The sequence below is a fragment of the Teichococcus aestuarii genome (assembly GCF_042651065.1).
GTDB lineage: Bacteria > Pseudomonadota > Alphaproteobacteria > Acetobacterales > Acetobacteraceae > Pseudoroseomonas > Pseudoroseomonas aestuarii.
On the sequence record NZ_JBHSCH010000025.1, the window covers coordinates 1 to 21,162 of the forward strand.

Here is a 21,162-nt window from a genome sequence, read left to right on the forward strand (position 1 = left end):
ATGCGCGGCGGCGGCGAGGTCGGCCTGTGGCTCGCCGAAGCGCCCCTCCGCCGCCAGCCCGCGCGCCAGCTCCGCCACGGCGGCGGCCATCTGGTCGGGCGTCCCGGCGCCGGGGGCGTCCGGGCGCAGCGCGTGCAGCGCCGCCTCCACCGGGCGCAGCGCGGCGGTGCTGCTGGCCAGGAACAGGCCGGTGAGGTCGAGCAGAAGAGTCGAGAAGGAATCCATGCAGCCTTGCCTTGGGGCGTGACGCTATCAAACTCCACGCAAAGGTCGAGGATGCCGGCGATGATGGACAACGCGGCGGGCTTCGCCGGGCGGCAGCTGGGCGAATGGGTGGCGGGGCGCTGGGGCACGCCGCTGCGCGAGGCCTTCGAGGATGGCAAGGGCCTCTCCGGCCCGCTGGCCCGCGCCCTGCTGGATGCCGCGGTGGTGGAGCAGGTGGTGGGCGTCATCTGGCCCTCCTTCGCGCTGCTGGCGGCGCTGCTGGGGCTGCATGCCACGGCGGTGTGGCTGGAGGCGCCGGTGGAGCTGGAGCGCATCGCCACCGGCCTGATCGTGCTCGCGGCCCTGGGCTGGACGGCCTATGGCGTGGGCATGGCCGCGCATTTCTCGGCGCCGCACCTGCGCTTCTGGTGGGTGACGCGGCTGCCGCCGGGGCGGCAGGCGCGGCTGATCCTGTTCCACCTGATCCGCGACCAGCACCACCGCCTGCGCGCCGCGCTGCCCGGCGGCGGCTTCACCGCCACGCTGCTGCGCGAGGCGCTGGCCACGCTGGAGCGCCGCCTCGGCCTCAGCCCGGACCACGCCGCCTTCGCCCTCGCCGACCACCTGGCGCCGATGCTGCTGCGCCACCTGCTGGAGCGCGTGGCGCTGCTGGTGCTGCCGGTGGCGGCGGCGCTGCTCTACTACCGCTTCGCCATCTATCCGGGCCTGCTGGCCTATACCGGCGCCGGCGCCTGGACGGTGGCGCTCTACCCGCTCGCCGCGCTGACCGATGCCGTGCTCTCCACCGACTGGCGCGCCGCGCTGCTGCGGCCCTCCTGAGCGGCGGCGCCGCTCAGCCCAGCATCCGGTCCAGCCTGTCGCGCAGCCGGTACCATTCGCCGACCAGTGGCAGGAACCAGGGATTGCCGCGGTAGCCCGGTGGGGTAGGGAAGTTCAGCCCGTCCAGCGCGAAGGGCTCGCTGGCGGCGCCCGCCATCTTCAGCGCCACGTTGTGGCCGAGCCAGCTTGCCATGGCGACGCCCGAGCCCTGGCAGCCGGCGGCGTAGTAGAGCCCGTCCTGCACGCCGATATGCGGCAGGAAGTCGAAGGTGAAGGCGACGTTGCCGGTCCAGCCATGGGTCAGGCGGATCTCGGCCAGCTCGGGGAAGACCTCCAGCATCGACTGCCGCAGCACCGGCGCCGCCACCTCCGGCGCGACGGGGGCGAAGCTGGCGCGGCCGCCCCACAGGATGCGCGTGCCGTCCGGCGAGGGGCGGAAGTAGTTCAGCACCCGCCGGCTGTCGCTGATCATGCGCCGGCCTGGGAAGAGGCCCTCGACGAAATCCGTATCCAGCGGCTCGGTGGCGATGATGTAGGAGCCCACGGGAATCAGCCGCCGTGTCAGCCAGGGCATGGCGCCGCCGCCATCGGGCGCGCGGGAATAGCCGTTGGTGGTGACCAGCACCGTGTTGGCCGCCAGCTCCCCCAGGGTGGTGTCCAGCCGGAAGCCGGTGCCGTGCTGGCGGATGCCGCGCACCCGCACGCCATCGGCCAGCACGGCGCCGGCCCGTTCGGCGGCCTCGGCCAGGCCGCGCGCATACTTGGCCGGGTGCAGGCTGCCGCAGGCCTCGGCCAGCATGCCGCCATGGTAGTGGTCGCTGCCCAGGGCCTCGCGCTGGCGCTCGCGCGGCAGCATCCGCACCGGCAGGCCGGTGAGCGCCTGCAGGGCGGGGGCGCGGGCGGCCATCGCCTCGTAGTGGCGCGGCGTCCAGGCGGGGGTGAAGCGGCCGCAGCGCACATAGTCGCACTCGATCGCCTCGCGCGTCAGCAGCTCCTCCAGGAAGGGGAAGCTGGCGGCGGCGGCGCTGCCGATGGCCTGCACCTGCTCCGGCGGAAGCTGCCGCCGCAGCGCCCCCGTGGCCACCTTCAGCCCGCCCGAGACCATACCGCCATTGCGCGAGGAGGCGCCCCAGCCGATCCGCTCGGCTTCCAGCACCAGCGGCGCGTGGCCCATCCGCGCCAGTGTCAGCGCCGCGGACAAGCCGGCATAGCCGCCGCCGACGATGGCGATCTCCGCGCTCTCGGGCAGCTCCGCGTCGCGCGCCTCGGGCTCGGCCTCGTCCCACCAGTAGGGGGTGGTGCGGAAGCCGGTGGCGAAGGGGAAATAGGAGTCGCTCATCGAGACCCTGGGGATGCGGAATGCCAGGGCGCAGCCTCGCCCCGTTCCCCTTCCGGTTGCAAGGGCTGCCTGTGCCTTGCACAGAATGACCAAAGGGCCGGCGCCGCGCGGCCCGGGCCGGTGCGAAAAGCACCCCGCCGCGCCGCGCCGCCCCTGGACGCGGCCGGGGTGGCGGCGCAGGTTCCGCTCCTCGCGACGGGCGAGGATGAGGGGCGGCGGATGAGGGTTTGCGACAGGTGGTGACGCTACTGGTGAAGTCCGGCGGCGAGCAGGCGGTGCCGGACTGGCAGGAATGCTTCCGTGCGGTGGACCCGCGCATCACCGTGCGCTGGTGGGCCGACCCCGCCGTGCCGCCGGAGGCGGTGGACTACGTCCTGGTGTGGGAGCCGCAGCATGGCTGGCTGGCGAGCCTGCCCAGGCTGAAGGCGGTGTTCTCCTCCGGCGCCGGCGTGGACCACATCACCTGCGACCCGGCCTGGCCGCGCCACATCCCGCTGGTGCGCATGGGCGGCGAGGCGACGGCGCAGCGCATGGGCGAGTACATCCTCTGGTCCTGCCTCTCGCTGCTGCGGGACGCGCGGCACTTCGCGCTCGGCCAGGCGGCCGGCGAATGGCGCCACCGCGAGACGCGCCACTACGCCGCGGACCGCACGGTCGGCATCATGGGTCTCGGCAATCTCGGCGGCCACGCGGCGCGGATGCTGCAATCGGTGGGCTTCCCCGTGCGTGGCTGGGCGCGCTCGCGCAAGGACATCCCCGGCGTGCGGAGCTTCGCCGGCGCGGCGGAGCTGCCCGAGTTCCTCGCCGGCACCGACATCCTGGTCTGCCTGCTGCCCTCGACGAAGGAGACGGAAGGGCTGATCGACGCCCGCCTGTTGGCGCAGCTGCCGCCCGGGGCGGAGCTGGTGAATGCCGGGCGCGGCTCCCACCTGCGGGAGCCAGACCTGCTGGCGGCGCTCGATTCCGGCCATCTCGCCGGCGCGGTGCTGGACGTGTTCGAGGAGGAGCCGCTGCCGCCCGGCAGCCCGCTCTGGGCGCACCCCAAGGTGACGGTGACGCCGCATGTGGCCTCCATGGCCAGCCGGCCGGAGCGCGCCCGCTACCTCGCCGGCGCCATCGCCGATTTCGAGGCGGGCCGCCCGCTGCCCAACCTCTACGACCCCGAGCGAGGCTACTGATGCCGCTGCCCCCGCCCCCCGTCCGCCCCGACCCGGAGCGGCCCCTCACCGAGCGCGAGCTGCGCGAGGACCTCGCCTGCGCCTACCGGCTGCTGGCGCATTTCGGCATGACGGACCTCGTCTACACCCATCTCTCCGTGCGCATCCCGGGCGAGGGGCACCGCTTCCTGGTGAACCCTTACGGGCTGCTGTTCGAGGAGATCACCGCCTCCTCGCTGGTGGCGGTGGATGCGGAGGGCGAGCCGCTGCAGGAGACCGCCTGGCCGGTGAATCCGGCGGGCTTCGTCATCCACTCCGCCGTGCACCGCGCGGTGGATCGGGCGCAATGCGTGATGCACACCCACACCCTGGCCGGCATGACGGTGGCGGCCCAGGCGGGGGGCCTGCTGCCGCTGAACCAGATGAACATGGAGCTGCACGACCGCGTGGCGGTCCACGAGTACGAGGGGATCGCGGCCGATGACAACCTCGCCGAGCGCGAGCGCATCGTGCGCGACCTGGGCGACAAGCCCTGCCTGATCCTGCGCAACCACGGGCTGCTGACCATCGGCCGCACGGTGGGCGAGGCCTTCTACTGGATGTACTATCTGGAGCAGTCCTGCCGCATCCAGGTGGCGGCGCAATCGACCGGCGCGCCGCTCTCCATGCCCTCGGCCGAGATGGTGGAGCGGGTGCGCGCCCAGGCGAAGGACAGCCCGGTGAAGGGCTGGCTGCCCTGGCAGGCGCTGAAGCGGAAGATGGACCGCGAGCAGCCCGGATACCGGGACTGAAGGATCTTCTTTTTCTGAAGAAAAAGAAGCAAAAAGACTTTTCGGGTCTGGCGGCGCGCCCTCAACCGGCGCACCGCCAAACTGACAAAGGTTTTTTGGTTCTTTTTTTCAAAAAAGAACCTTTCTCAGCCTTTTACTTCCGCTCGACGTTCCAGAACACCGGCACCGTGGCCGGCAGCACGCCGGTCAGGTTGCTGCGCCAGGCCGACCTGGTGCGGAACTGCCCGGCATTGATGTAGGGCAGCACCTCGTAGGCGCGGGCGTGCACGGCGTCGAGCAGGGCGCGGCGCTTGGCGGCATCCGGCTCCTCCCACCAGGCGCGGCGCAGCTCCTCCAGCTTCGCGTCGCAGGGCCAGCCGGTGAGGCCGCCCTCGCAGGGGCTGGCGAGATAGAGGTTGGAGAGCGGGCTGCCCGCGTCCAGCGCGTTGGCGATGGTGACGAACAGGTTCCAGCCGCCCTGGGCCGGCGCCTCGCGCCTGTTGCGGCGCACCGTCACGGTGGCCCAGTCCAGCGTCTGCACGTCCATGTTCATGCCGGCGCGCTTGAACTGCTCGGCCAGCACCAGGGTGGAGCCGTTGTTCAGCGGGTTGTCGGCGCCGTTCAGGAACACCACGGGGCGGTTGTCGTAGCCGGCCTCGCGCAGCAGAGTGCGCGCGCGGCCGAGGTCGGGGTCGCGCAGGCCCGCGGCGCCGGCGGTGCTCTCCAGCGGCGTACCGCACATGAAGTAGGCGGGGCAGTAGGGCACCTGGTCCTCGGCCGGGATGCCGAGGCCCTGCAGCACCTCCTTCTGGTCGATGGCGTGCAGCAGCGCCTGCCGGGCCTTCGGGTTGTCGAAGGGCGGCTGGGTGTGGTTGATGCGCAGCCACACCATGCTGCCCACCGGGTTGATCAGCCCGACGGTGACGCCGCGCGCCTTCTGCAGCAGCGGCAGCAGGTCCGGCGCCGGGTGCTCGACGAAGTCGATCTCGCCATTGCTCAGCGCGCTGGCGGCCACCGAGGCATCCGGCATGGCGAGCCATTCCAGCCGCTCCACCTTCACCACCTTGCCGCCGGCCAGGCCATCGGCCGGCTCGGCGCGTGGCGTGTAGGCCGGGTTGCGGCGATAGACGGCGCGGTCGCCGATGCGCCAGTTCTCGCGGTCCATGATGAACGGGCCGGAGCCGGTGGCATCGGTGATGGCGGTGGTGGCGGGAGTGTTCGCCACGCGCTCGGGCATGACGAACAGCGCGCTGGCGGTGGAGCGCGCCAGCGCATCCGTCACCGGGCCGAAGGGGCGGGAGAGCTTCAGCTCGAAGCTGCGCTCGTCGATCACCTCGAGCGAGGCGGTGGAGGCGGCCAGCGCCTTGCCCACCACGTCGCGCTGGCCCCAGCGGCGGATCGAGGCCACCGCATCGGCCGCGCGCACCGGCGCGCCGTCATGGAAGGCGAGGCCAGGGCGCAGCGTGAAACGGTGCGTCATGGCATCGGCGGAGACGCTGTGGCTCTCCACCATCTGCGGCCGCGCGATGCCCTTGCCGTCCACGGCGAAGAGCTGGTCGTAGACCATGAAGCCGTGGTTGCGCACGAAGGCGGCGGTGGAGAGCACCGGGTCGATGCTGGTCAGCTCGTTGCTGAGCACGACGCGCAGCGTGGCCTCGCGCGCGGGCGCCTGGGCGGCGGCCGGCGAGAGCAGCGCGGCGAGTGCGCCGGCCGCCAGAAGGCTTGCCCGCAGCGGCGCGGCCGCTACGGTGTGGAGACGGGAAAGCACGGGCGGGAATCCTTCTCGCGGCGGATGGCGGAATGCCAGTCGGCGCCACAGGATTGCAGGAATCGCGCCAGAGGGGAGGGGAGCGCGGTGGATTTCATTCCGCTCGCTTGCAACCGCCCGCAACTCCGTCTATTCGGTCAGGTATCGCAGGGCGGGCGGCGCGGATTTGCTGCGCCGCACAGCAATGCCTGTGAAGCGGGCGCGCGATGCAGGGATTTGCTTGCAGGGCAGGCAGATCGCCTTTTGCTGCGCCGCAAACATCCTCACACCCTGTTGACGCGGCGCCGGCCGGCTGATGACATTCCCCTAACCTGAGGGGAGTTGGTCATGAATATCGCCACGCCACCCGCGCGCCTCGCCTGTTCCGAGGAAGAGTGGCGCGTCCGCTGCGACCTCGCCGCGCTCTACCGGCTGGTCGCGCATTTCCGCATGACCGACTTCATCTACACGCACATCAGCGCGCGCGTGCCGGGGCCGGAGCACCACTTCCTCATCAACAAGTACGGCGTGCTGTTCGACCAGATGCGCGCCAGCGACCTGGTGAAGATCGATCTCGACGGCAACGTCGTCGAGGGCGACGCCGAGAGCAAGCCGGTGAACGCGGCGGGCTTCACCATCCATTCCGCGCTGCACATGGCGCGCGAGGACGCGGTGTGCGTGGTGCACACCCACACCGCCGCCGGCATCGCTGTCTCGGCGCAGAAGCACGGGCTGCTGCCGATCAGCCAGCACGCGCTGAAGTTCTACGGCCACCTCGCCTATCACGGCTATGAGGGCGTGGCGCTCGACCTCGACGAGCGGGACCGGCTGGTGGCCGACCTCGGCGAGCACAAGGCGATGATCCTGCGCAACCACGGCCTGCTGGTGGCCGGGCGCAGCATCCCCGAGGCGTTCAACCTGATCTACTACCTGGAGCGCGCCTGCCAGGCGCAGGTGGCCGCCCTCTCCGGCGGCGCCGAGCTGGTGCTGCCGCCCGAGGAGGTGCGCCTCAAGACCGCCGCCCAGTTCAACGGCAATCCGGAGCGCTCCCTCGCGCACAGCGAATGGGCCTGGGGCTCGGCGCTGCAGCTCATCGAGGGCTCGAAGCTGGACTGGCGCGCATGAGCGCCGACCTGCTGATCACCGGCGGCCGCATCTTCCGCGGCCTCTCGGGAGGCTTCGCCGAGGCGCTCGCCGTGAAGGACGGGCGCGTGCTGGCGGTGGGTCCGGCGGATGCGGTGGAGGCCCATGCGGGCGCCGCCACGCGCCGCATCGACCTTGGCGGCCGCGTGGCCACCCCGGCGCTGAACGAAGCGCACATGCACCTGCTGCCCTACGGGCTCGGCCTCTCCCAGGTGAACCTCCGCGCCGAGGACAATGTCCGCTCGCTGGACGAGATCCTGAAGCGCGTCGCCACCGCCGCGCGCGAGACGCCGAAGGGCGGCTGGATCCTCGGGCGCGGCTACGACCATGGCGAGCTGGATGTCGGCCGCCACCCGCTGGCCGAGGAGCTGGACCGCGTGGCGCCGGACCATCCGGTGTTCCTGACGCGCACCTGCGGCCACGTGGCCGTGGCCAACAGCATGGCGATGAAGCTCGCCGGCGTCGGCCACAACACGCCGGACCCCGAGGGCGGCGCCATCGAGCGCAAGGGCGGGCGCCTCACCGGCCTGTTCCAGGAACGCGCGATGCGGCTGGTGCGCGACATCATGCCGCCGCCCTCCGAGACGGAGATGGTGGCCGCCATCGAGAAGGCCGGCCAGAACCTCGCGGCCCTCGGCTTCGCCTCGGCCAGCGACATGAATGTGGGCATGACGGCGGGCCTCGCCGAGATCGCCGCCTATCGCCGCGCCGCGGCCGAGGGGAAGCTCGGCCAGCGCATGTGGCAGGTGCTGGCGGGCAACCCCGAGGGCATCGCGAAGCAGGCCTGGGAGGCGGGGCTGCGCCCCAACATCTCCGCCGGCGCCACGGCCGATGAGATGCTCGCCTGGGGTGCGGTGAAGGTGTTCGGCGACGGCTCGGCCGGCGGGCTGACGGCGGCCTTCTTCGACCCCTACCTGGAGAGCGCGGGCGGCGGCACCGGCATCTTCTGCTTTCCCGACAGCGCGATGCAGGAGATGCTCGGCCACTACCACCGCCAGGGCTGGCAGCTCGACATCCACGCCATCGGCGATGCCGCCATCGAGCAGGTGCTGGTGGCGATGGAGATGGCGGACAGCGAGGGCGCGCCGCTCGCCGGCCGCCGCCACCGCATCGAGCATTGCGGCTTCCTCAATGCCGCGCAGCGGAAGCGGATGCTGGCGCACGGCATCCTGCCGGTGCCGCAGCCGGTGTTCATGTACGAGTTCGGCGACCTCTACGTCCGCAACCTGGGGCGCGAGCGCACCGAGGTGGCCTACCCGATGCGCACCTGGCTGGAGGAGGGGCACCACCCCGCCGCCTCGTCCGACAGCCCCGTCTGCACGGTGGACCCGTTCATCAACCTGTTCACCATGGTCACCCGCAAGACCAGCCGCGGCACCGTGCTGGGCGAGGGCGAGAGGCTGACGCCGGAGCAGGCCATGCACTGCTACACCTGGTGCGGCGCCTACAGCCAGTTCGCCGAGGCCGAGCGCGGCACGCTGGAGCCGGGCATGCAGGCCGACATCGCCATCTTCTCGCGCGACCTTATGGCCTGCGCGCCGGAGGAGATCCTGACCACCCAGGCGGACCTCACCTTCCGCGGCGGGCGCGTCATCTTCGACCGCCACGGCGAGGCCGCCGCGGCCGATGACGCCCTGGCCGGAGCTGCGAACTAACACCATGCTGCGTCATGTTTTCCAGCGCCTGCTGATGACGGTGCCCGTGATGTTCGGGGTGCTGCTCATCGGCTTCCTGCTGATGCAGGTGGTGCCGACCGACCCCGCCATCGTCCGCGCCGGCCCCACCGCCACCGCCGAGCTGGTGCAGGAGATCCGGCGCGAGCTGGGCCTCGACCAGCCGCTCTACGTGCAGTTCGGCATCTATCTGTGGCGCCTGCTGCAGGGCGACCTCGGCGTCTCCATCATCAACAACGTCGCCGTCACCCAGGAGCTGGGCGGCACCATCGGCCCGACGCTGGAGCTGATGTTCGCCTCGCTGTTCTGGTCGATCCCGATCGGCATCGCGCTCGGCACCGTCGCCGCCTACTGGCGCGGCTCGGTGCTGGACCGCTTCGTCACCGCCCTCTCGGTGGCGGGCGGCTCGGTGCCGGTGTTCTTCCTCGGGCTCATGCTGATCTGGTTCGTCGGCTTCCAGTGGCAGTGGCTGCCCTTCACCGGGCGCGGCGGGCCGCTCTGGACGGTCGAGGGCTGGCGCTCCATCGCGCTGCCGGCGCTGACGCTGGGCGGCGTGTTCATCGCCCCCGTGGCGCGCATGACGCGCACCGCCGTGCTGGAGGTGCTGGGTGCCGAGCATGTGCGTACCGCCCGCGCCAAGGGGCTGAGCGAGAGCGCCGTGGTGCTGCACCACGCGCTGCGCAACGCGCTGATCCCGGTGGTCACGCTGATCGGCCTGCAGATCGGCTTCCTGCTCGGCGGCGCGGTGGTCACCGAGACGGTGTTCTCCTGGCCGGGCGTCGGGCGGCTGGCGGTGGGCGCGATCCTGTCCTCTGACTTCCCGATGGCGCAGGGCACCATCATCGTGCTCTCGCTGGGCTTCATTCTCGTCAACCTCGTGGTCGATGTGCTCTATGTCGCGCTCGATCCGCGCATGCGTGGAGGCTGAGCATGGCCGGCGCGAATTCCGTGGCGGCCACCGCCGCCACGCCGGTCCAGCCCACGGCGCCGCGGCGCCCGGGCATGCTGAAGCGGCTGCTGCGCGAGCCGGTGGCGGCCTTCGCCTTCGTGCTGGTGGTGGCGCTGGTGCTGGCGGCGCTGCTGGCGCCCTGGCTGGCGCCGACCGACCCCTTCGACAACGACCTGGCCAACGCCATGGCGGTGCCCGGCACCAACGGGCTGCTGCTCGGCGCCGACAGCCAGGGCCGCAACATGATCACCCGGCTGCTCTACGGCCTGCGCATCACCATGATGATGGGGCTGGCCTCGGTGCTGCTGGGCGGTGGCATCGGCGCCCTGGTGGGCTTCGCCGCCGCCTATTACCGCCGCATCGACGGGCTGCTGATGCGGCTGATGGACGTGCTGCTGTCCTTCCCCGCCATCCTGTTCGGCCTCGCCATCGCCGCCATCTTCGGCCCCGGCGTGCCGGCGGTGGTGCTGGCCCTCTCGGTGGCCACGGTGCCGCTGATGGCGCGCATCGTGCGCGGCGCGGCGCTGGTCATCATGCGGCAGGACTACATCGAGGCGGCGCGCGCCACCGGCATGAACGATGCCCGGCTGATCCTGCGCCACCTGGCGCCCAACTGCCTGTCGCCGATCTTCGTCTTCGCCACGCTGCGCTTCGGGCAGGTGATCCTGCTCGGCTCGGCGCTGTCCTTCCTCGGCCTCGGCGCGCAGCCGCCGGTGGCGGAGCTGGGCGCGATGGCGTCCGAGGGGCGCAACTTCCTGTTCTTCGCCCCGCACATCGCGGTCATCCCCTGCGTGCTGATCTTCGTGGTGGTGCTGGCCTTCAACGTGCTGGGCGACGCGCTGCGCGACGCGCTGGACCCGCGCCTGCGGGTCTGACGCGCCAATGAGGCGGCCCGGCCCCGCGCCGGGCCGGAGGCTTCGGATAACAGGCCCGCGCGGATGCGACGGGCCGATGGGAGAGAGTGGATGAAGAAGACCCTGGGGGCCGCGCTGCTGTCGCTGGCCGCGACCGTCCCGGTGGCGGATGCGCTGGCGCAGGCCGCGCCGCGCGACACGCTGGTGGTGCTGCGCGAATACGACGCCGACCGCTACGACCCGGCGCGCTCCACCGCGCGCAGCGCCGGCGAGGTCATCTACATGATGTCCGACACGCTGGTCTCGCTCGACTTCGACCAGAAGACGGTCAAGCCCGGCCTGGCCGAGAGCTGGACGGTGAGCGAGGACGGCAAGCTCTACACCTTCAAGCTGCGCCGGGACGTGACGTTCTGCGACGGCAAGAAGATGACGGCGGCGGACGTGGTCTACTCGATCAACCGCTGGGTGGCGCCGGAGACGCGCAGCCCCGTGAAGTGGCGCGCCGGCCCGATCAAGGAGATTCGTGCGACCGACGACTACACGGTCGAGTACGAGCTGAATGAGCCCTATGGCGAGCTGCTCTACCAGCTGACGCTGTTCTTCGCCTCGATCGTCGACAAGGAGTCGGTGGAGAAGCTCGGCGCCAATTTCGGCGTGCAGGGCTTCAACGGCACCGGCCCCTATTGCTGGCAGTCCTGGACCCCGCGCCAGGACCTGGTGCTGACCAAGCACCCCAACTACACCTGGGGCCCGCCGATCTACCAGAACCGCAGCCCGCAGATCGGCAAGGTGATCTGGCGCATCATCCCCGAGGCCAACACCCGCCTCGCCGCGCTGCAGACGGGCCAGGGCGACATCACCCAGTACGTGCCGCCCTTCGCGGTCGCGCAGTTGCAGCGCCTGCCCACCATCAAGATGTCGACCCAGCCGAACTACTTCTGGGACTACTTCCTGGGCTTCAAGGTGGACAAGCCGGTGGTCAACGACCCCGCCATCCGCCAGGCCGTGAACATGGCCGTCAACCGCGAGGCGCTGGTCAAGGCCGTGTTCTTCGGCGCCGCCGAGCCGGCCGATGCCTATGTCAACCCCAACACGCTGGGCTATGACGCCGAGGCCGCCAAGCTGGTGCCGCAGTTCAACGCCGACGCCGCCCGCAAGGTGCTGGACGAGGCGGGGTGGAAGCCCGGCGCCGACGGCATCCGCGAGAAGGGCGGCGAGCGCGCCTCCTTCAACGTCTATGGCATCCAGACCGCCGAGTGGCGCCGCATGACCGAGGCGATGCAGGCCGATTTGCGCCGCGTCGGCATCGACCTGCGCATCCAGCTCTGGGACGCGACGGTGGCCTGGGGCAAGCTGGCGACGCAGGAGTTCGACAGCTTCGTGATGTCCTACCCCTACATCTCGGCGACCGACGGCTTCGCCCTCTACTTCGACGGCGCCAACCGCCCGACGCCGAACCGCATGAACTGGAACGACGAGGCGACCAACAAGCTGCTCAACACCGCCAAGACCGCGCTCTCCGCCGAGGAGCGCGCCAAGGCGATCGCCGAGGTGCAGAAGATCGTCGCGCGCAACAACGTCTGGTTCCCGATCGCGCGGGAGAGCCTCTACCTCGCCGCGGCGCAGCGGGTGGAAGGCGCCAAGGCGCACGGCCTCTATGGCGCGGGCCTCTACAAGGGCCTCGACCTGCGGCTGACGCGCTGAACCACGGACAGGGAAGGGCAGGGGACATGACCACCACCGTCATCCGCAACGCCGACCTGGTGATCGCCTGGGACGCGGCCGAGAAGCAGCACATCTATCTCACGGATGCGGAGGTGGCCTATCGCGACGGCCAGATCACCTTCGTCGGCCGCGGCTATGACGGCCCGGCGGACGAGGTGATCGACGGCAAGGGCATGATGGTCATGCCCGGCCTCGTGAACATCCACTGCCATCCCTCCAGCGAGCCGATGAACAAGGGGCTGATCGACGAGATCGGCTCCCCCGGCCTCTACAATTCCTCGCTCTACGAATACATGCCGATCTTCCGGGCCGATGCGGAGGCGGTGCCCTCCTGCGTCCGGGTGGCACTGTCGGAGCTGCTGCTCTCCGGCGTCACCACGGTGGCCGATCTCTCCATGGCGCATCCTGGCTGGCTCGACCTGCTGGGCGAGAGCGGCATGCGGGTCTGCATCGCGCCGATGTTCCGCTCGGCGCGCTGGGCCACCAAGAACGGCCACACGGTCGAGTACGCCTGGGACGAGGCCGCCGGCGAGAAGTCGATGGCCGAGGCCTTCAGCCTGATCGAGCGCGCCGAGCAGCACTCCTCCGGCCGCCTCTTCGGCATGGTGGTGCCGGCGCAGATCGACACCTGCTCGGAAACTCTCCTGCGGGAGAGCTTTCAGGAGGCCGCGAAGAGAAATCTCTCCTGGCAGATCCACGCGGCGCAGAGCGTCCACGAGTTCCACGAGATCACCCGCCGCAGCGGCTTCACGCCGATCGGCTGGCTCGACAGCATGGACCTGCTCTCCGAGCGCTCGATCATCGGCCACGGCATCTTCCTCGACGACCACCCGCGGACGAAGTGGCACACCGAGAACGACCTGGATCGCCTCGCGGCGACGGGAACGACGGTGGCGCATTGCCCGACGGTCTTCGCCCGCCGCGGCATCGCCATGCGGTCCTTCGGGCGCTACCGCAAGCGCGGCGTCAACATGGGCGTCGGCACGGACACCTATCCGCACAACATGCTCGACGAGCTGCGGCTGGTCTCCTACCTGGCGCGCACCCAGTCCGAGGACCCGCGCAGCCTCTCCTCCACCGACCTGTTCGACGCGGCGACCATCGGCGGCGCGACCGCGCTCAACCGTGACGATATCGGCCGGCTCGCCCCAGGCTGCCGCGCGGATTTCGTCATGGTGGACGTGACCCACCCGCAGATGCGCCCCGCCCGCGACCCGATGCGCAGCCTGATCTACGCCGCGGGCGACCGCGCCATCCGCTCCGTCCATGTCGACGGCCAGGCGGTGGTGCGGGACGGCAAGGTGCTGACCATGGACTATGAAGGCGCGGCCGCGCATCTGGACGAGGCGCAGAAGCGCATCGTCGCCCGCGCGCCGCAGCAGGACTGGGCGCACCGCCCGGTCGACAAGATTTCCCCTCCCACTTTCCGATGGGCGTGATGCAGCCGGATCTTCTGCGTATCGAGGGCCTTCGCACGGTCTTCAAGACCTCCTCCGGCCTGGTGCGTGCCGTGGACGGCATCGACCTCTCCGTGCCGCGCGGCAAGACGCTGGGCATCGTGGGCGAGAGCGGCTGCGGCAAGTCGATGCTGTCGCTCTCCATCATGCGGCTGGTGCCGCCCCCCGGCCGCACGGTGGAAGGCCGCGTGCTGCTGGAGGGGCGCAACCTGCTCGACCTCTCCACCACCGAGATGCGGCAGGTGCGCGGCGGGCAGATCGCCATGATCTTCCAGGAGCCGATGACCAGCCTCAACCCGGTGCACAGCGTCGGGCGCCAGCTGACCGAGGCGATGCACGTGCACTCGCCCGGGCTGAACGCCTCGGCGCTGAAGGACAAGGCGATCGCGGCGCTGAAGCGCGTGCGCATCCCCTCGCCGGAGCGGCGCTTCGACGAGTATCCGCACCAGCTCTCGGGCGGCATGCGGCAGCGCGTGATGATCGCCATGGCGCTGGCCTGCGAGCCGCGCCTGCTGATCGCCGACGAGCCGACCACCGCGCTCGACGTGACGGTGCAGGCGCAGATCCTCGACCTGCTGCGCGAGCTGCAGGCCGATACCGGCATGTCCATCATCCTCATCACCCACGATCTCGGCGTGGTGGCCGAGATGGCGGACGAGGTGGCGGTGATGTACGCCGGCAAGGTGGCCGAGCGCGCCACCGCCCGCGAATTGTTCGAGGACCCGCAGCACCCCTACACGCTGGGCCTGCTCGGCTCCGTGCCGCGCCTCGACGAGGAGCGGGAGCGGCTGCTGGCGATCGACGGCAGCGTGCCGCCGCCCTTCGCCTTCCCCGAGGGCTGCCGCTTCAACCCGCGCTGCCCCTTCGCCATCGCCCCCTGCCGGGCGGAGCTGCCGCCGCTGCGCGAGATCACGCCCGGCCACCAGGCGGCCTGCATCCGCGCCCCCGTCGAGAACGCCTTGTCCCTGGAGAGCGCGGCATGAGTCCCCTGCTGGAAGTCTCCGGCCTGACCAAGCACTACCCGGTGAAGAAGGGCGTCATCGTCCAGAAGCAGGTCGGCACGGTGCGCGCCGTCGATGGCGTCTCCTTCCACGTCAACCGCGGCGAGACGCTGGCGCTGGTGGGTGAAAGCGGCTGCGGCAAGTCCACCACGGCGCGGCTGGTGCTGCGACTGATCGAGCCCTCCGCCGGCACCATCCACTTCGAGGGGAAGGATGTCACGAAGGTCGAGGGCGGTGCGATGCGGCTGCTGCGGCGGCGCATGCAGATCGTCTTCCAGGACCCCTATGCCAGCCTCAACCCGCGCCTGACGGTGGGCGATGCCATCGCCGAGCCGATGGTGGTGCACAACATAGGCGACAATGCCAGCCGCCGCGCCAAGGTGCATGAGCTGCTGCGTCTGGTGGGCCTCGCGCCCTTCCACGCCGAGCGCTACCCGCACGAATTCTCGGGCGGGCAGCGGCAGCGCATCGGCATCGCCCGCGCCCTCTCGGTCGAGCCGGACCTGGTGGTGTGCGACGAGCCGGTCTCGGCGCTCGACGTGTCGATCCAGGCGCAGGTGGTGAACCTGATGAAGGACCTCCAGGCCCGGCTCGGCCTGTCCTACCTGTTCATCGCGCACGACCTCGCCGTGGTGAAGCACATGGCGGACCGCATCGCCGTCATGTATCTCGGCGCGGTGATGGAGATCGGCGACAAGGGCGCGCTGTTCGCCAATCCGCGCCACCCCTATACCCGTGCCCTGCTCGCCGCCATCCCGCACCCCGACCCGGCGCGGCGCGGCCGCGTCACCCCCTTGGGCGGCGACGTGCCGAGCCCGATGGCGGTGCCGCCGGGCTGCCGCTTCCACACGCGCTGCCCCTTCGCGCAGGCGCGCTGCAAGCAGGAAGTGCCGGAACTCCGCGAGATCACCCCCGGCCAGCGCGTGGCCTGCCACTTCGCCGAGACGCTGCCCGACCCGGGGCTGGACTATACGGGCGGCCTGACCGAGGCGGCGACGAAGCGCCTCGCTCTCTACGACGCCGCGCGGCGGAAAGCGGCGTAAGCGAAGTCCCTTCTTTTTCTGAAGAAAAAGAAGCAAAAAGACTTTGTCAGTTTGGCGTTGCGCTCTCCATCAGCGCCGCGCCAACTGACAAAAGTTTTTTGGTTCTTTTTTCCAAAAAAGAATGCCTCACTTCTTCAGGCTCAGTTCCTCCAGCGCTGCCCGCACATCCGCCGGCAGCGGCGTGGAGCGGCGGGTGGCCGCATCCACCAGCACCACCACCCCATCCCCCGTGGCCGAGCACGTCTCGCCCTGGAAGATGCCCTGCCCGGTGGTGAAGGAGCTGCGCCCGATGCCGGTGATGGCGGTGCCGATGCGGATCGGCCCCAGCTCCTGCATCTCGGCCAGGTAGTCGATGCTCATGCGGGCCAGCACGAAATAGGTTTCCGGCCCGCGCAGCAGGCGCTGCATCAGCTCGACGCGCGCCGTCTCCAGATAGGTGCCATAGACGGCGTTGTTCACATGTCCCAGCCGGTCCGTGTCGCCGAAGCGGATGCGCTCCTCCGTCCAGAGGGGGTAGGCGCCGGCATTCCGCAGCATCGGGTCGTTGGGCATGGTGTCTTCTCCGGGGTGGGGCGTTCAGCCTTCGTCGAGCATGGCGAGGACGGCCTCGGCGGCGGCCTCGCTGGGCAGGCCCTGCGGCGGGCGCAGCCGGTTCATCACCCGCTCGAAGCCGGCGCGCTGGGTGGCGACGGGGCCGGGCCGCGTCAGCAGCTCCTCCAGCGCCTCGGCCAGCAGCGCCGGCGTGCAGCGCTCCTGCAGGAATTCCGGGATCACCGGCGCATCGGCCAGCAGGTTGACGATGCTGACGAAGCGCACCTTGATCAGCCGCCGCACGATGGCGGCGGTGAGGGGGTTGACGCGGTAGCCCACCACCATCGGCACGCCGGCCAGCGCCACCTCCAGCGAGGAGGTGCCGGACTTGATCAGCCCCGCGCCATTCTCCCGCGCGGCGGCGTAGGCGTCGTATTTCTCCACCACGCCGCGCAGCAGGATGGGGGCGGGGTGCCAGCACGCCGCGGCCTCGCGCACCGCCTCCTCCACCGGCCCGGCCAGCGGCACCACGGGGCGCAGATTGGGCACGCGGGCCGAGAGCCGCGCCAGCGCCTCGCCGAAGACGGGCAGCAGCCGCCCCACCTCGCTGCGCCGGCTGCCGGGCATCACCAGCAGCACCCGCTCCTCGGGCCGCAGCCCGTGCGCGGCGCGGAAGCGCGCGGCATCCCCCCGGTCGGCGCCCGATTCCAGGATGGAATGGCCGACGAAGCTGACCGGGATGCCCGCGCGCTCGAAGAAGGGCGCCTCGAAGGGCAGCAGGGCCAGGATGCGGTCCACCTCGCGGGCGATGCGCTTCACCCGCCCCGGCCGCCAGGCCCAGACCTGCGGCGCGACATAGTGCGCCACGCGGAACCCCTGGGCCTTGGCGCGCTTCGCCACGCGCAGGGTGAAGCCCGGGCTGTCGATGGTGACGACCAGGGCCGGGCGGCGCGCGGCGATGTCGGCGGCCGTCTCGTCCAGCCGGCGGGCGAGGCGGCGGAGGTTGGGCAGCACCTCCAGCAGACCCATCAGCGCCAGTTCGCGCATCGGGAACAGGCTGTGGAAGCCCTGCTCGGCCATGCGCTCGCCGCCCACCCCGGCGAAGGTGAGGTCCGGGCGGCGGCGGCGCAGCGCGGCCATCAGCCGCGCGCCCAGCATGTCGCCCGAGGCCTCGCCGGCGACGAGGTAGAGCAGCGTCACGCGAAGCGCGCCACGGCCGGCTCGGGGAAGCCCTGGCGCGGCCAGTCCCGGTGGTTGCGCACCGCGCCTTCCTCCCGCACCCGGGCAATGCGCGCGGGGTCGAGATCGGCGTAGATCCATTGCGGCGCGTCCAGCGCGCCATGGGCGATGACGCCATCCTCCGGGAAGCCGCGGTCGATCGGGCCGAAGACGGCGGCGTAGCCGCGGTTGCGGTCCAGCGCCGCCGACCACTCGGCCTCGCCCACGGTGCGGGCGATGGCGACAAAGCACTGATTCTCCAGCGCCCGCGCGGCGGCGGAGAAGCGCACGCGGTTGAAGCCGTGCAGCGTGTCCGTGCAGGTGGGCACCAGCACCAGCCAGGCGCCGGCCTCCACCTGGGCGCGGACATGCTTGGGGAACTCGCTGTCGTAGCAGATGGAGAGACCGATGCGGCCCCAGGGCGTGTCGAACACCACCGGCGCGGCGCCGGAAGCCACGCCCCAGCGCTCCGTCTCGAAGCGCGTCATGGCGTGCTTGTCCTGGAAGGCCAGCGTGCCCTCCGGCGTGATCAGCGGCGCGCGGTTGCGGATGGCGCCGTCCGCGTCGCGCATCGGCAGGGAGCCGGGCACCAGCCAGAGGCCGGCCCGCCGCGCCGCGTGACGCATCGAGGCCAGGATGGCGGGCGCCGCCTCCACCATGGCGGCCAGCTCCTCCGCCTCCCCGGCCGGGGACCGGCCTGCGAGCGCCGAGCCCAGCTCGACGCAGGCATATTCCGGCAGCACCGCCATCTCGGCGCCGCGCGCGCGGGCCTCGTCCAGCCAGCGGTCCAGCTTGGCCTCCCAGGCGGCGACGCTGCCCGGGCGCTCGACGGGGTATTGCAGCAGGGCGAGGCGGAGCGTCCGGCTCATGCTTGGGTCTCCAGCGCGGGCAGCGGCGCCCCGGTGAGGGATTTCAGCCAGAAAGAGAGGCGGTGTGGCACCTCTTCCGTCCCGCCCGGCTCCTGCCAGCGCATGGTGCAGGCGAGGGCGGGGTAGGGAGTATAGCCGCGCTTGCGCCAGAAGGCGTCGAGCGGGGTGTAGTCCGCCGGGCGGCGCGGGTCCGCCGCGTCGCGGAGCACGGCGCAGAAGGCGGCGTGGTCGGTGCCGAGGCTGCGGGCGTGTTCCTCCCGCCGGCGGAAGAACTCCACCCCCGCCCCCTGGCCCCGGTAGGGCGCGAGCAGCACGCTCTCGCCGAAATAGGTGTAGCGGGCGGGGTCCAGCCCGGCATCGAGGAAGGCGGCGCGCACCGTGCCATGGGTCTCGCCCATCGGCTCGCAGGTGGCGATGCCGACCGGCTCCGCCCCGTCCAGCGCCACCACCACGGCGGCGCCGGGGGCATCGGCATAGGCGCGGAGGTAGCGCGCCTCGTAGGCCTCGTCGCCCTCGTAGAGATAGGGCCAGTCGCGGAACACCGCGATGCGCAGCCGGGCCAGCGCCGGCAGCAGCGGGTGCAGCGCGCCGCCACGCAGCGTCTCGAAGCGGAGGGAGGAAGCGACCATGCCTCCCCGGATAAAGGTTTTGCGGCGCGGCGGCGAGAGGGGGCGGGCCCGCCCGGCCTCTCCGCCATGCTCACCTTCTTTCAACGCATGGTGACTAGGGTGGGGACGTCCTTGGGGAAAGGGCGGCGAGGCTGCAGGCGGGCCAGCCGGAATGTCTCCGACCCGCCCCCGCATCATTGGGAAACGCCTCATGCCGCTGCTTGCAAGGCTGCGTCTCGGTACGGCCATCATGGCGGGCTTCGCGGCCATGCTGGCACTGATGGCGATGATCACCGGCGTGGCCATCCACCAGGTCAACGGGATCAACGACAACCTGACCCTGATGAACGACGTGAACAGCGTCAAGCAGCGCTACGCGATCAACTTCCGCGGCAGCGTGCATGACCGCGCCATCAGCCTGCGCGATGTCGTCCTGGCCGGCACGCCGCAGGAGCGGCGCTCCGCCATCGACGAGATCGACAGGCTGGCGCGGTTCTACGCCGAATCCGCCACCGCGCTCGACACCATGTTCGCCCGCCGCAGCGACATCACGGCGCGGGAGCGCGAGATCCTGGCCGGTATCAAGGAGATCGAATCGCGCACCCTGCCGCAGATCCGTCAGGTCGTCGCCGAGCAGGAGGCCGGCCGCGGCGAGGCGGCGCACCGGATGCTGATGCAGCAGGCGGCGCCGAGCTTCACCGAATGGCTGAAGCGCATCAACGCCTTCATCGACCTCCAGGAAGCCAGCAACCGGGCCATCTCGCAGCAGTCGCGGGAGACCTCCGGCGGCTTCCAGGCGCTGATGGCCGTGGTCTTCTGCATCGCTCTGGCGGTCGGCGCCGGCTTCGCCATGCTGGGCATTGGCGCCGTGCGGCCCCTGCGGCAACTGGCGGCCCTGATGATGCGCAGCGCCCATGGCGAGCACCATGTCGTGCTGCCGCAGCCTTCGGGGAGCAACGAGGTGGCCGAGATCACCCGCGCCGCCCTCCTGTTCCGCGAGAAGATGCTGGAGGTGGACCGGATGGCGGCCGAGCGCCTGCGGGAGAAGGCGCGGATGGAGGAGCGGGCGAATGCGCTGGCGCGCCTGGTGGGGGATTTCGACACCCGCGCCGCCCGGCTGGTCAAGCAGTTGCGCGGCGGCGCCCAGGCGCTGCAGGGCTCGGCGCGCAGCCTCTCGGACGGCGCCGGCAGCTCCTGCCGCCAGGCCGGCGAGGTGACGGGCGCCGCCGAGCAGGCCAGCGCCAATGTGCAGACCGTGGCGGCCGCGGCCGAGGAGCTTTCCGCCTCCGTCGCCGAGATCTCCCGCCAGGTGGCGCAATCCTCCCGCGTGGCGGCCGAGGCGGCCAGCGCCGCCCAGCGCACCGACACCACGGTGCGCGCCCTTGCCGAAGGCGCCCAGCGCATCGGGGAGGTGGTCAACCTGATCAACGACATCGCCGGGCAGACCAACCTGCTGGCGCTCAATGCCACGATCGAGGCGGCGCGGGCGGGGGAGGCGGGCAAGGGCTTCGCCGTGGTGGCGTCCGAGGTGAAGAACCTCGCCAGCCAGACCGCCCGCGCCACCGAGGAGATCGGCGGGCAGATCGGCCAGATCCAGCAGGCGACGCGCGAGGCGGTGGCAGCCATCCAGAGCATCGCCAACACCATCAACGAGGTGAACGAGATCGCCGCCGCCATCGCCGCCGCCGTGCAGGAACAGGGTTCCGCGACCAACGAGATCGCCCGCAACGTGCAGCAGGCCGCCTCCGGCACGCAGTCGGTGACGCACAGCATCGGCGAGGTCAGCCGCTCGGCACAGCAGGCCATGGCGATGGCGCAGGAGCTGCTCCGGTCGGCCGAGGCCGTCTCGCGCCAGTCTGGCGAACTGGAAGGGACGATCGGCGGCTTCCTACAACAGGTCCGGGCCGCCTGAGCCGCCGCGCCGGAACCGCGCCGCGGTCTCCTCTCCACCGTCAGGCGGCCAGCCGCGCAGCGCCGCGCCGTGGCGCTGCTGCGCGTATTTCGTGCCTGTGCGCCGCGCCCTGGGGGTGTTCC

Annotated in this window: 19 protein-coding genes; 12 read left to right on the forward strand and 7 right to left on the reverse strand. The window is 71.2% G+C overall.

Translation table 11 applies throughout. The features are described from left to right. A partial coding sequence (locus tag ACFOY6_RS11585; RefSeq protein WP_379650839.1) for a hypothetical protein occupies window positions 1–225 on the reverse strand: 225 nt, incomplete at its 3' end. Between the two features lie 60 nt (window positions 226–285). On the opposite strand from ACFOY6_RS11585, the gene ACFOY6_RS11590 reads away from it, so the two are divergent. Then, entirely contained in the window at window positions 286–1,044 is a 759-nt protein-coding gene (locus tag ACFOY6_RS11590; protein ID WP_379635141.1) for a hypothetical protein, read from the forward strand. Between the two features lie 13 nt (window positions 1,045–1,057). On the opposite strand, the gene ACFOY6_RS11595 is transcribed toward ACFOY6_RS11590, so the two are convergent. Continuing rightward, complete coding sequence (locus ACFOY6_RS11595; RefSeq protein WP_379650841.1) at window positions 1,058–2,383, reverse strand: NAD(P)/FAD-dependent oxidoreductase; 1,326 nt, start codon at window positions 2,381–2,383, stop codon at window positions 1,058–1,060. Window positions 2,384–2,619: 236 nt separating this feature from the next. On the opposite strand from ACFOY6_RS11595, the gene ACFOY6_RS11600 reads away from it, so the two are divergent. Together ACFOY6_RS11600 and ACFOY6_RS11605 are read left to right on the forward strand one after the other, a co-directional pair. After that, complete coding sequence (locus ACFOY6_RS11600) at window positions 2,620–3,561, forward strand: 2-hydroxyacid dehydrogenase (RefSeq protein ID WP_379650843.1); 942 nt, start codon at window positions 2,620–2,622, stop codon at window positions 3,559–3,561. Next, entirely contained in the window at window positions 3,561–4,331 is a 771-nt protein-coding gene (locus ACFOY6_RS11605; protein WP_379650845.1) for a class II aldolase/adducin family protein, read from the forward strand. The genes ACFOY6_RS11600 and ACFOY6_RS11605 overlap by 1 nt, the downstream gene beginning before the upstream one ends. A 133-nt stretch (window positions 4,332–4,464) precedes the next feature. Here the strand turns inward: ACFOY6_RS11605 and ACFOY6_RS11610 are convergent, their stop codons facing one another. Then, the gene (locus ACFOY6_RS11610) at window positions 4,465–6,078 is read right to left on the reverse strand and encodes an ABC transporter substrate-binding protein (protein ID WP_379650847.1); all 1,614 of its coding nucleotides are present in this window, start codon (window positions 6,076–6,078) and stop codon (window positions 4,465–4,467) included. Between the two features lie 327 nt (window positions 6,079–6,405). Here ACFOY6_RS11610 and ACFOY6_RS11615 point away from each other — a divergent pair, with 327 nt between their 5' ends. The 8 genes from ACFOY6_RS11615 (at window position 6,406) to ACFOY6_RS11650 (ending at window position 15,902) form a co-directional block, all read left to right on the forward strand. Next, a complete protein-coding gene (locus ACFOY6_RS11615) occupies window positions 6,406–7,182 on the forward strand; it encodes a class II aldolase/adducin family protein (protein WP_379650849.1) in 777 nt (258 codons plus the stop codon). Further along, entirely contained in the window at window positions 7,179–8,855 is a 1,677-nt protein-coding gene (locus tag ACFOY6_RS11620) for an amidohydrolase (RefSeq protein ID WP_379635135.1), read from the forward strand. The genes ACFOY6_RS11615 and ACFOY6_RS11620 overlap by 4 nt, the downstream gene beginning before the upstream one ends. A 4-nt stretch (window positions 8,856–8,859) precedes the next feature. After that, the gene (locus tag ACFOY6_RS11625; protein ID WP_379635133.1) at window positions 8,860–9,801 is read left to right on the forward strand and encodes an ABC transporter permease; all 942 of its coding nucleotides are present in this window, start codon (window positions 8,860–8,862) and stop codon (window positions 9,799–9,801) included. Between the two features lie 2 nt (window positions 9,802–9,803). After that, entirely contained in the window at window positions 9,804–10,697 is an 894-nt protein-coding gene (locus ACFOY6_RS11630; protein ID WP_109514935.1) for an ABC transporter permease, read from the forward strand. Between the two features lie 90 nt (window positions 10,698–10,787). Further along, window positions 10,788–12,380, forward strand: a complete 1,593-nt coding sequence (locus tag ACFOY6_RS11635; RefSeq protein ID WP_379650851.1) for an ABC transporter substrate-binding protein — start codon at window positions 10,788–10,790, stop codon at window positions 12,378–12,380. A gap of 26 nt (window positions 12,381–12,406) precedes the next feature. After that, window positions 12,407–13,840, forward strand: a complete 1,434-nt coding sequence (locus tag ACFOY6_RS11640) for an amidohydrolase family protein (RefSeq protein ID WP_109514937.1) — start codon at window positions 12,407–12,409, stop codon at window positions 13,838–13,840. Then, window positions 13,840–14,841: an ABC transporter ATP-binding protein gene (locus tag ACFOY6_RS11645; protein WP_379650853.1), complete on the forward strand. Its 1,002-nt coding sequence runs from the start codon at window positions 13,840–13,842 to the stop codon at window positions 14,839–14,841. Before ACFOY6_RS11640 ends, ACFOY6_RS11645 begins: the two co-directional genes overlap by 1 nt. Continuing rightward, window positions 14,838–15,902 (forward strand): ABC transporter ATP-binding protein, encoded by a 1,065-nt coding sequence (locus tag ACFOY6_RS11650; RefSeq protein WP_379635127.1) that lies wholly within the window; start codon window positions 14,838–14,840, stop codon window positions 15,900–15,902. The genes ACFOY6_RS11645 and ACFOY6_RS11650 overlap by 4 nt, the downstream gene beginning before the upstream one ends. 126 nt (window positions 15,903–16,028) lie before the next feature. On the opposite strand, the gene ACFOY6_RS11655 is transcribed toward ACFOY6_RS11650, so the two are convergent. The 4 genes from ACFOY6_RS11655 to ACFOY6_RS11670 are packed head-to-tail and all read right to left on the reverse strand — an operon-like array spanning window position 16,029 to window position 19,149. Beyond that, on the reverse strand, window positions 16,029–16,454 hold the full coding sequence (locus ACFOY6_RS11655; RefSeq protein ID WP_379635125.1) for an acyl-CoA thioesterase: 426 nt from the start codon (window positions 16,452–16,454) through the stop codon (window positions 16,029–16,031). A 24-nt stretch (window positions 16,455–16,478) separates the two neighbouring features. Then, a complete protein-coding gene (lpxB, locus tag ACFOY6_RS11660) occupies window positions 16,479–17,633 on the reverse strand; it encodes a lipid-A-disaccharide synthase (RefSeq protein ID WP_379650855.1) in 1,155 nt (384 codons plus the stop codon). Next, complete coding sequence (locus ACFOY6_RS11665) at window positions 17,630–18,520, reverse strand: carbon-nitrogen hydrolase family protein (RefSeq protein ID WP_379650857.1); 891 nt, start codon at window positions 18,518–18,520, stop codon at window positions 17,630–17,632. Before ACFOY6_RS11665 ends, lpxB begins: the two co-directional genes overlap by 4 nt. Continuing rightward, on the reverse strand, window positions 18,517–19,149 hold the full coding sequence (locus tag ACFOY6_RS11670) for a GNAT family N-acetyltransferase (RefSeq protein WP_181377945.1): 633 nt from the start codon (window positions 19,147–19,149) through the stop codon (window positions 18,517–18,519). The genes ACFOY6_RS11665 and ACFOY6_RS11670 overlap by 4 nt, the downstream gene beginning before the upstream one ends. Before the next feature lie 190 nt (window positions 19,150–19,339). Here ACFOY6_RS11670 and ACFOY6_RS11675 point away from each other — a divergent pair, with 190 nt between their 5' ends. Beyond that, on the forward strand, window positions 19,340–21,040 hold the full coding sequence (locus ACFOY6_RS11675; protein ID WP_379650859.1) for a methyl-accepting chemotaxis protein: 1,701 nt from the start codon (window positions 19,340–19,342) through the stop codon (window positions 21,038–21,040). Window positions 21,041–21,162 lie beyond the last annotated feature (122 nt).

Coding starts and splice junctions, on each gene's coding strand:
- ACFOY6_RS11640 (WP_109514937.1), top strand. CDS start 12,407: ATGACCACCACCGTCATCCGCAACGCCGACCTGGTGATCGCCTGGGAC.
- ACFOY6_RS11655 (WP_379635125.1), bottom strand. CDS start 16,454: ATGCCCAACGACCCGATGCTGCGGAATGCCGGCGCCTACCCCCTCTGG.
- ACFOY6_RS11615 (WP_379650849.1), top strand. CDS start 6,406: ATGAATATCGCCACGCCACCCGCGCGCCTCGCCTGTTCCGAGGAAGAG.
- ACFOY6_RS11645 (WP_379650853.1), top strand. CDS start 13,840: ATGCAGCCGGATCTTCTGCGTATCGAGGGCCTTCGCACGGTCTTCAAG.
- ACFOY6_RS11595 (WP_379650841.1), bottom strand. CDS start 2,383: ATGAGCGACTCCTATTTCCCCTTCGCCACCGGCTTCCGCACCACCCCC.
- ACFOY6_RS11665 (WP_379650857.1), bottom strand. CDS start 18,520: ATGAGCCGGACGCTCCGCCTCGCCCTGCTGCAATACCCCGTCGAGCGC.
- ACFOY6_RS11620 (WP_379635135.1), top strand. CDS start 7,179: ATGAGCGCCGACCTGCTGATCACCGGCGGCCGCATCTTCCGCGGCCTC.
- ACFOY6_RS11625 (WP_379635133.1), top strand. CDS start 8,860: ATGCTGCGTCATGTTTTCCAGCGCCTGCTGATGACGGTGCCCGTGATG.
- ACFOY6_RS11605 (WP_379650845.1), top strand. CDS start 3,561: ATGCCGCTGCCCCCGCCCCCCGTCCGCCCCGACCCGGAGCGGCCCCTC.
- ACFOY6_RS11675 (WP_379650859.1), top strand. CDS start 19,340: ATGCCGCTGCTTGCAAGGCTGCGTCTCGGTACGGCCATCATGGCGGGC.
- ACFOY6_RS11630 (WP_109514935.1), top strand. CDS start 9,804: ATGGCCGGCGCGAATTCCGTGGCGGCCACCGCCGCCACGCCGGTCCAG.
- ACFOY6_RS11670 (WP_181377945.1), bottom strand. CDS start 19,149: ATGGTCGCTTCCTCCCTCCGCTTCGAGACGCTGCGTGGCGGCGCGCTG.
- ACFOY6_RS11635 (WP_379650851.1), top strand. CDS start 10,788: ATGAAGAAGACCCTGGGGGCCGCGCTGCTGTCGCTGGCCGCGACCGTC.
- ACFOY6_RS11650 (WP_379635127.1), top strand. CDS start 14,838: ATGAGTCCCCTGCTGGAAGTCTCCGGCCTGACCAAGCACTACCCGGTG.
- ACFOY6_RS11590 (WP_379635141.1), top strand. CDS start 286: ATGATGGACAACGCGGCGGGCTTCGCCGGGCGGCAGCTGGGCGAATGG.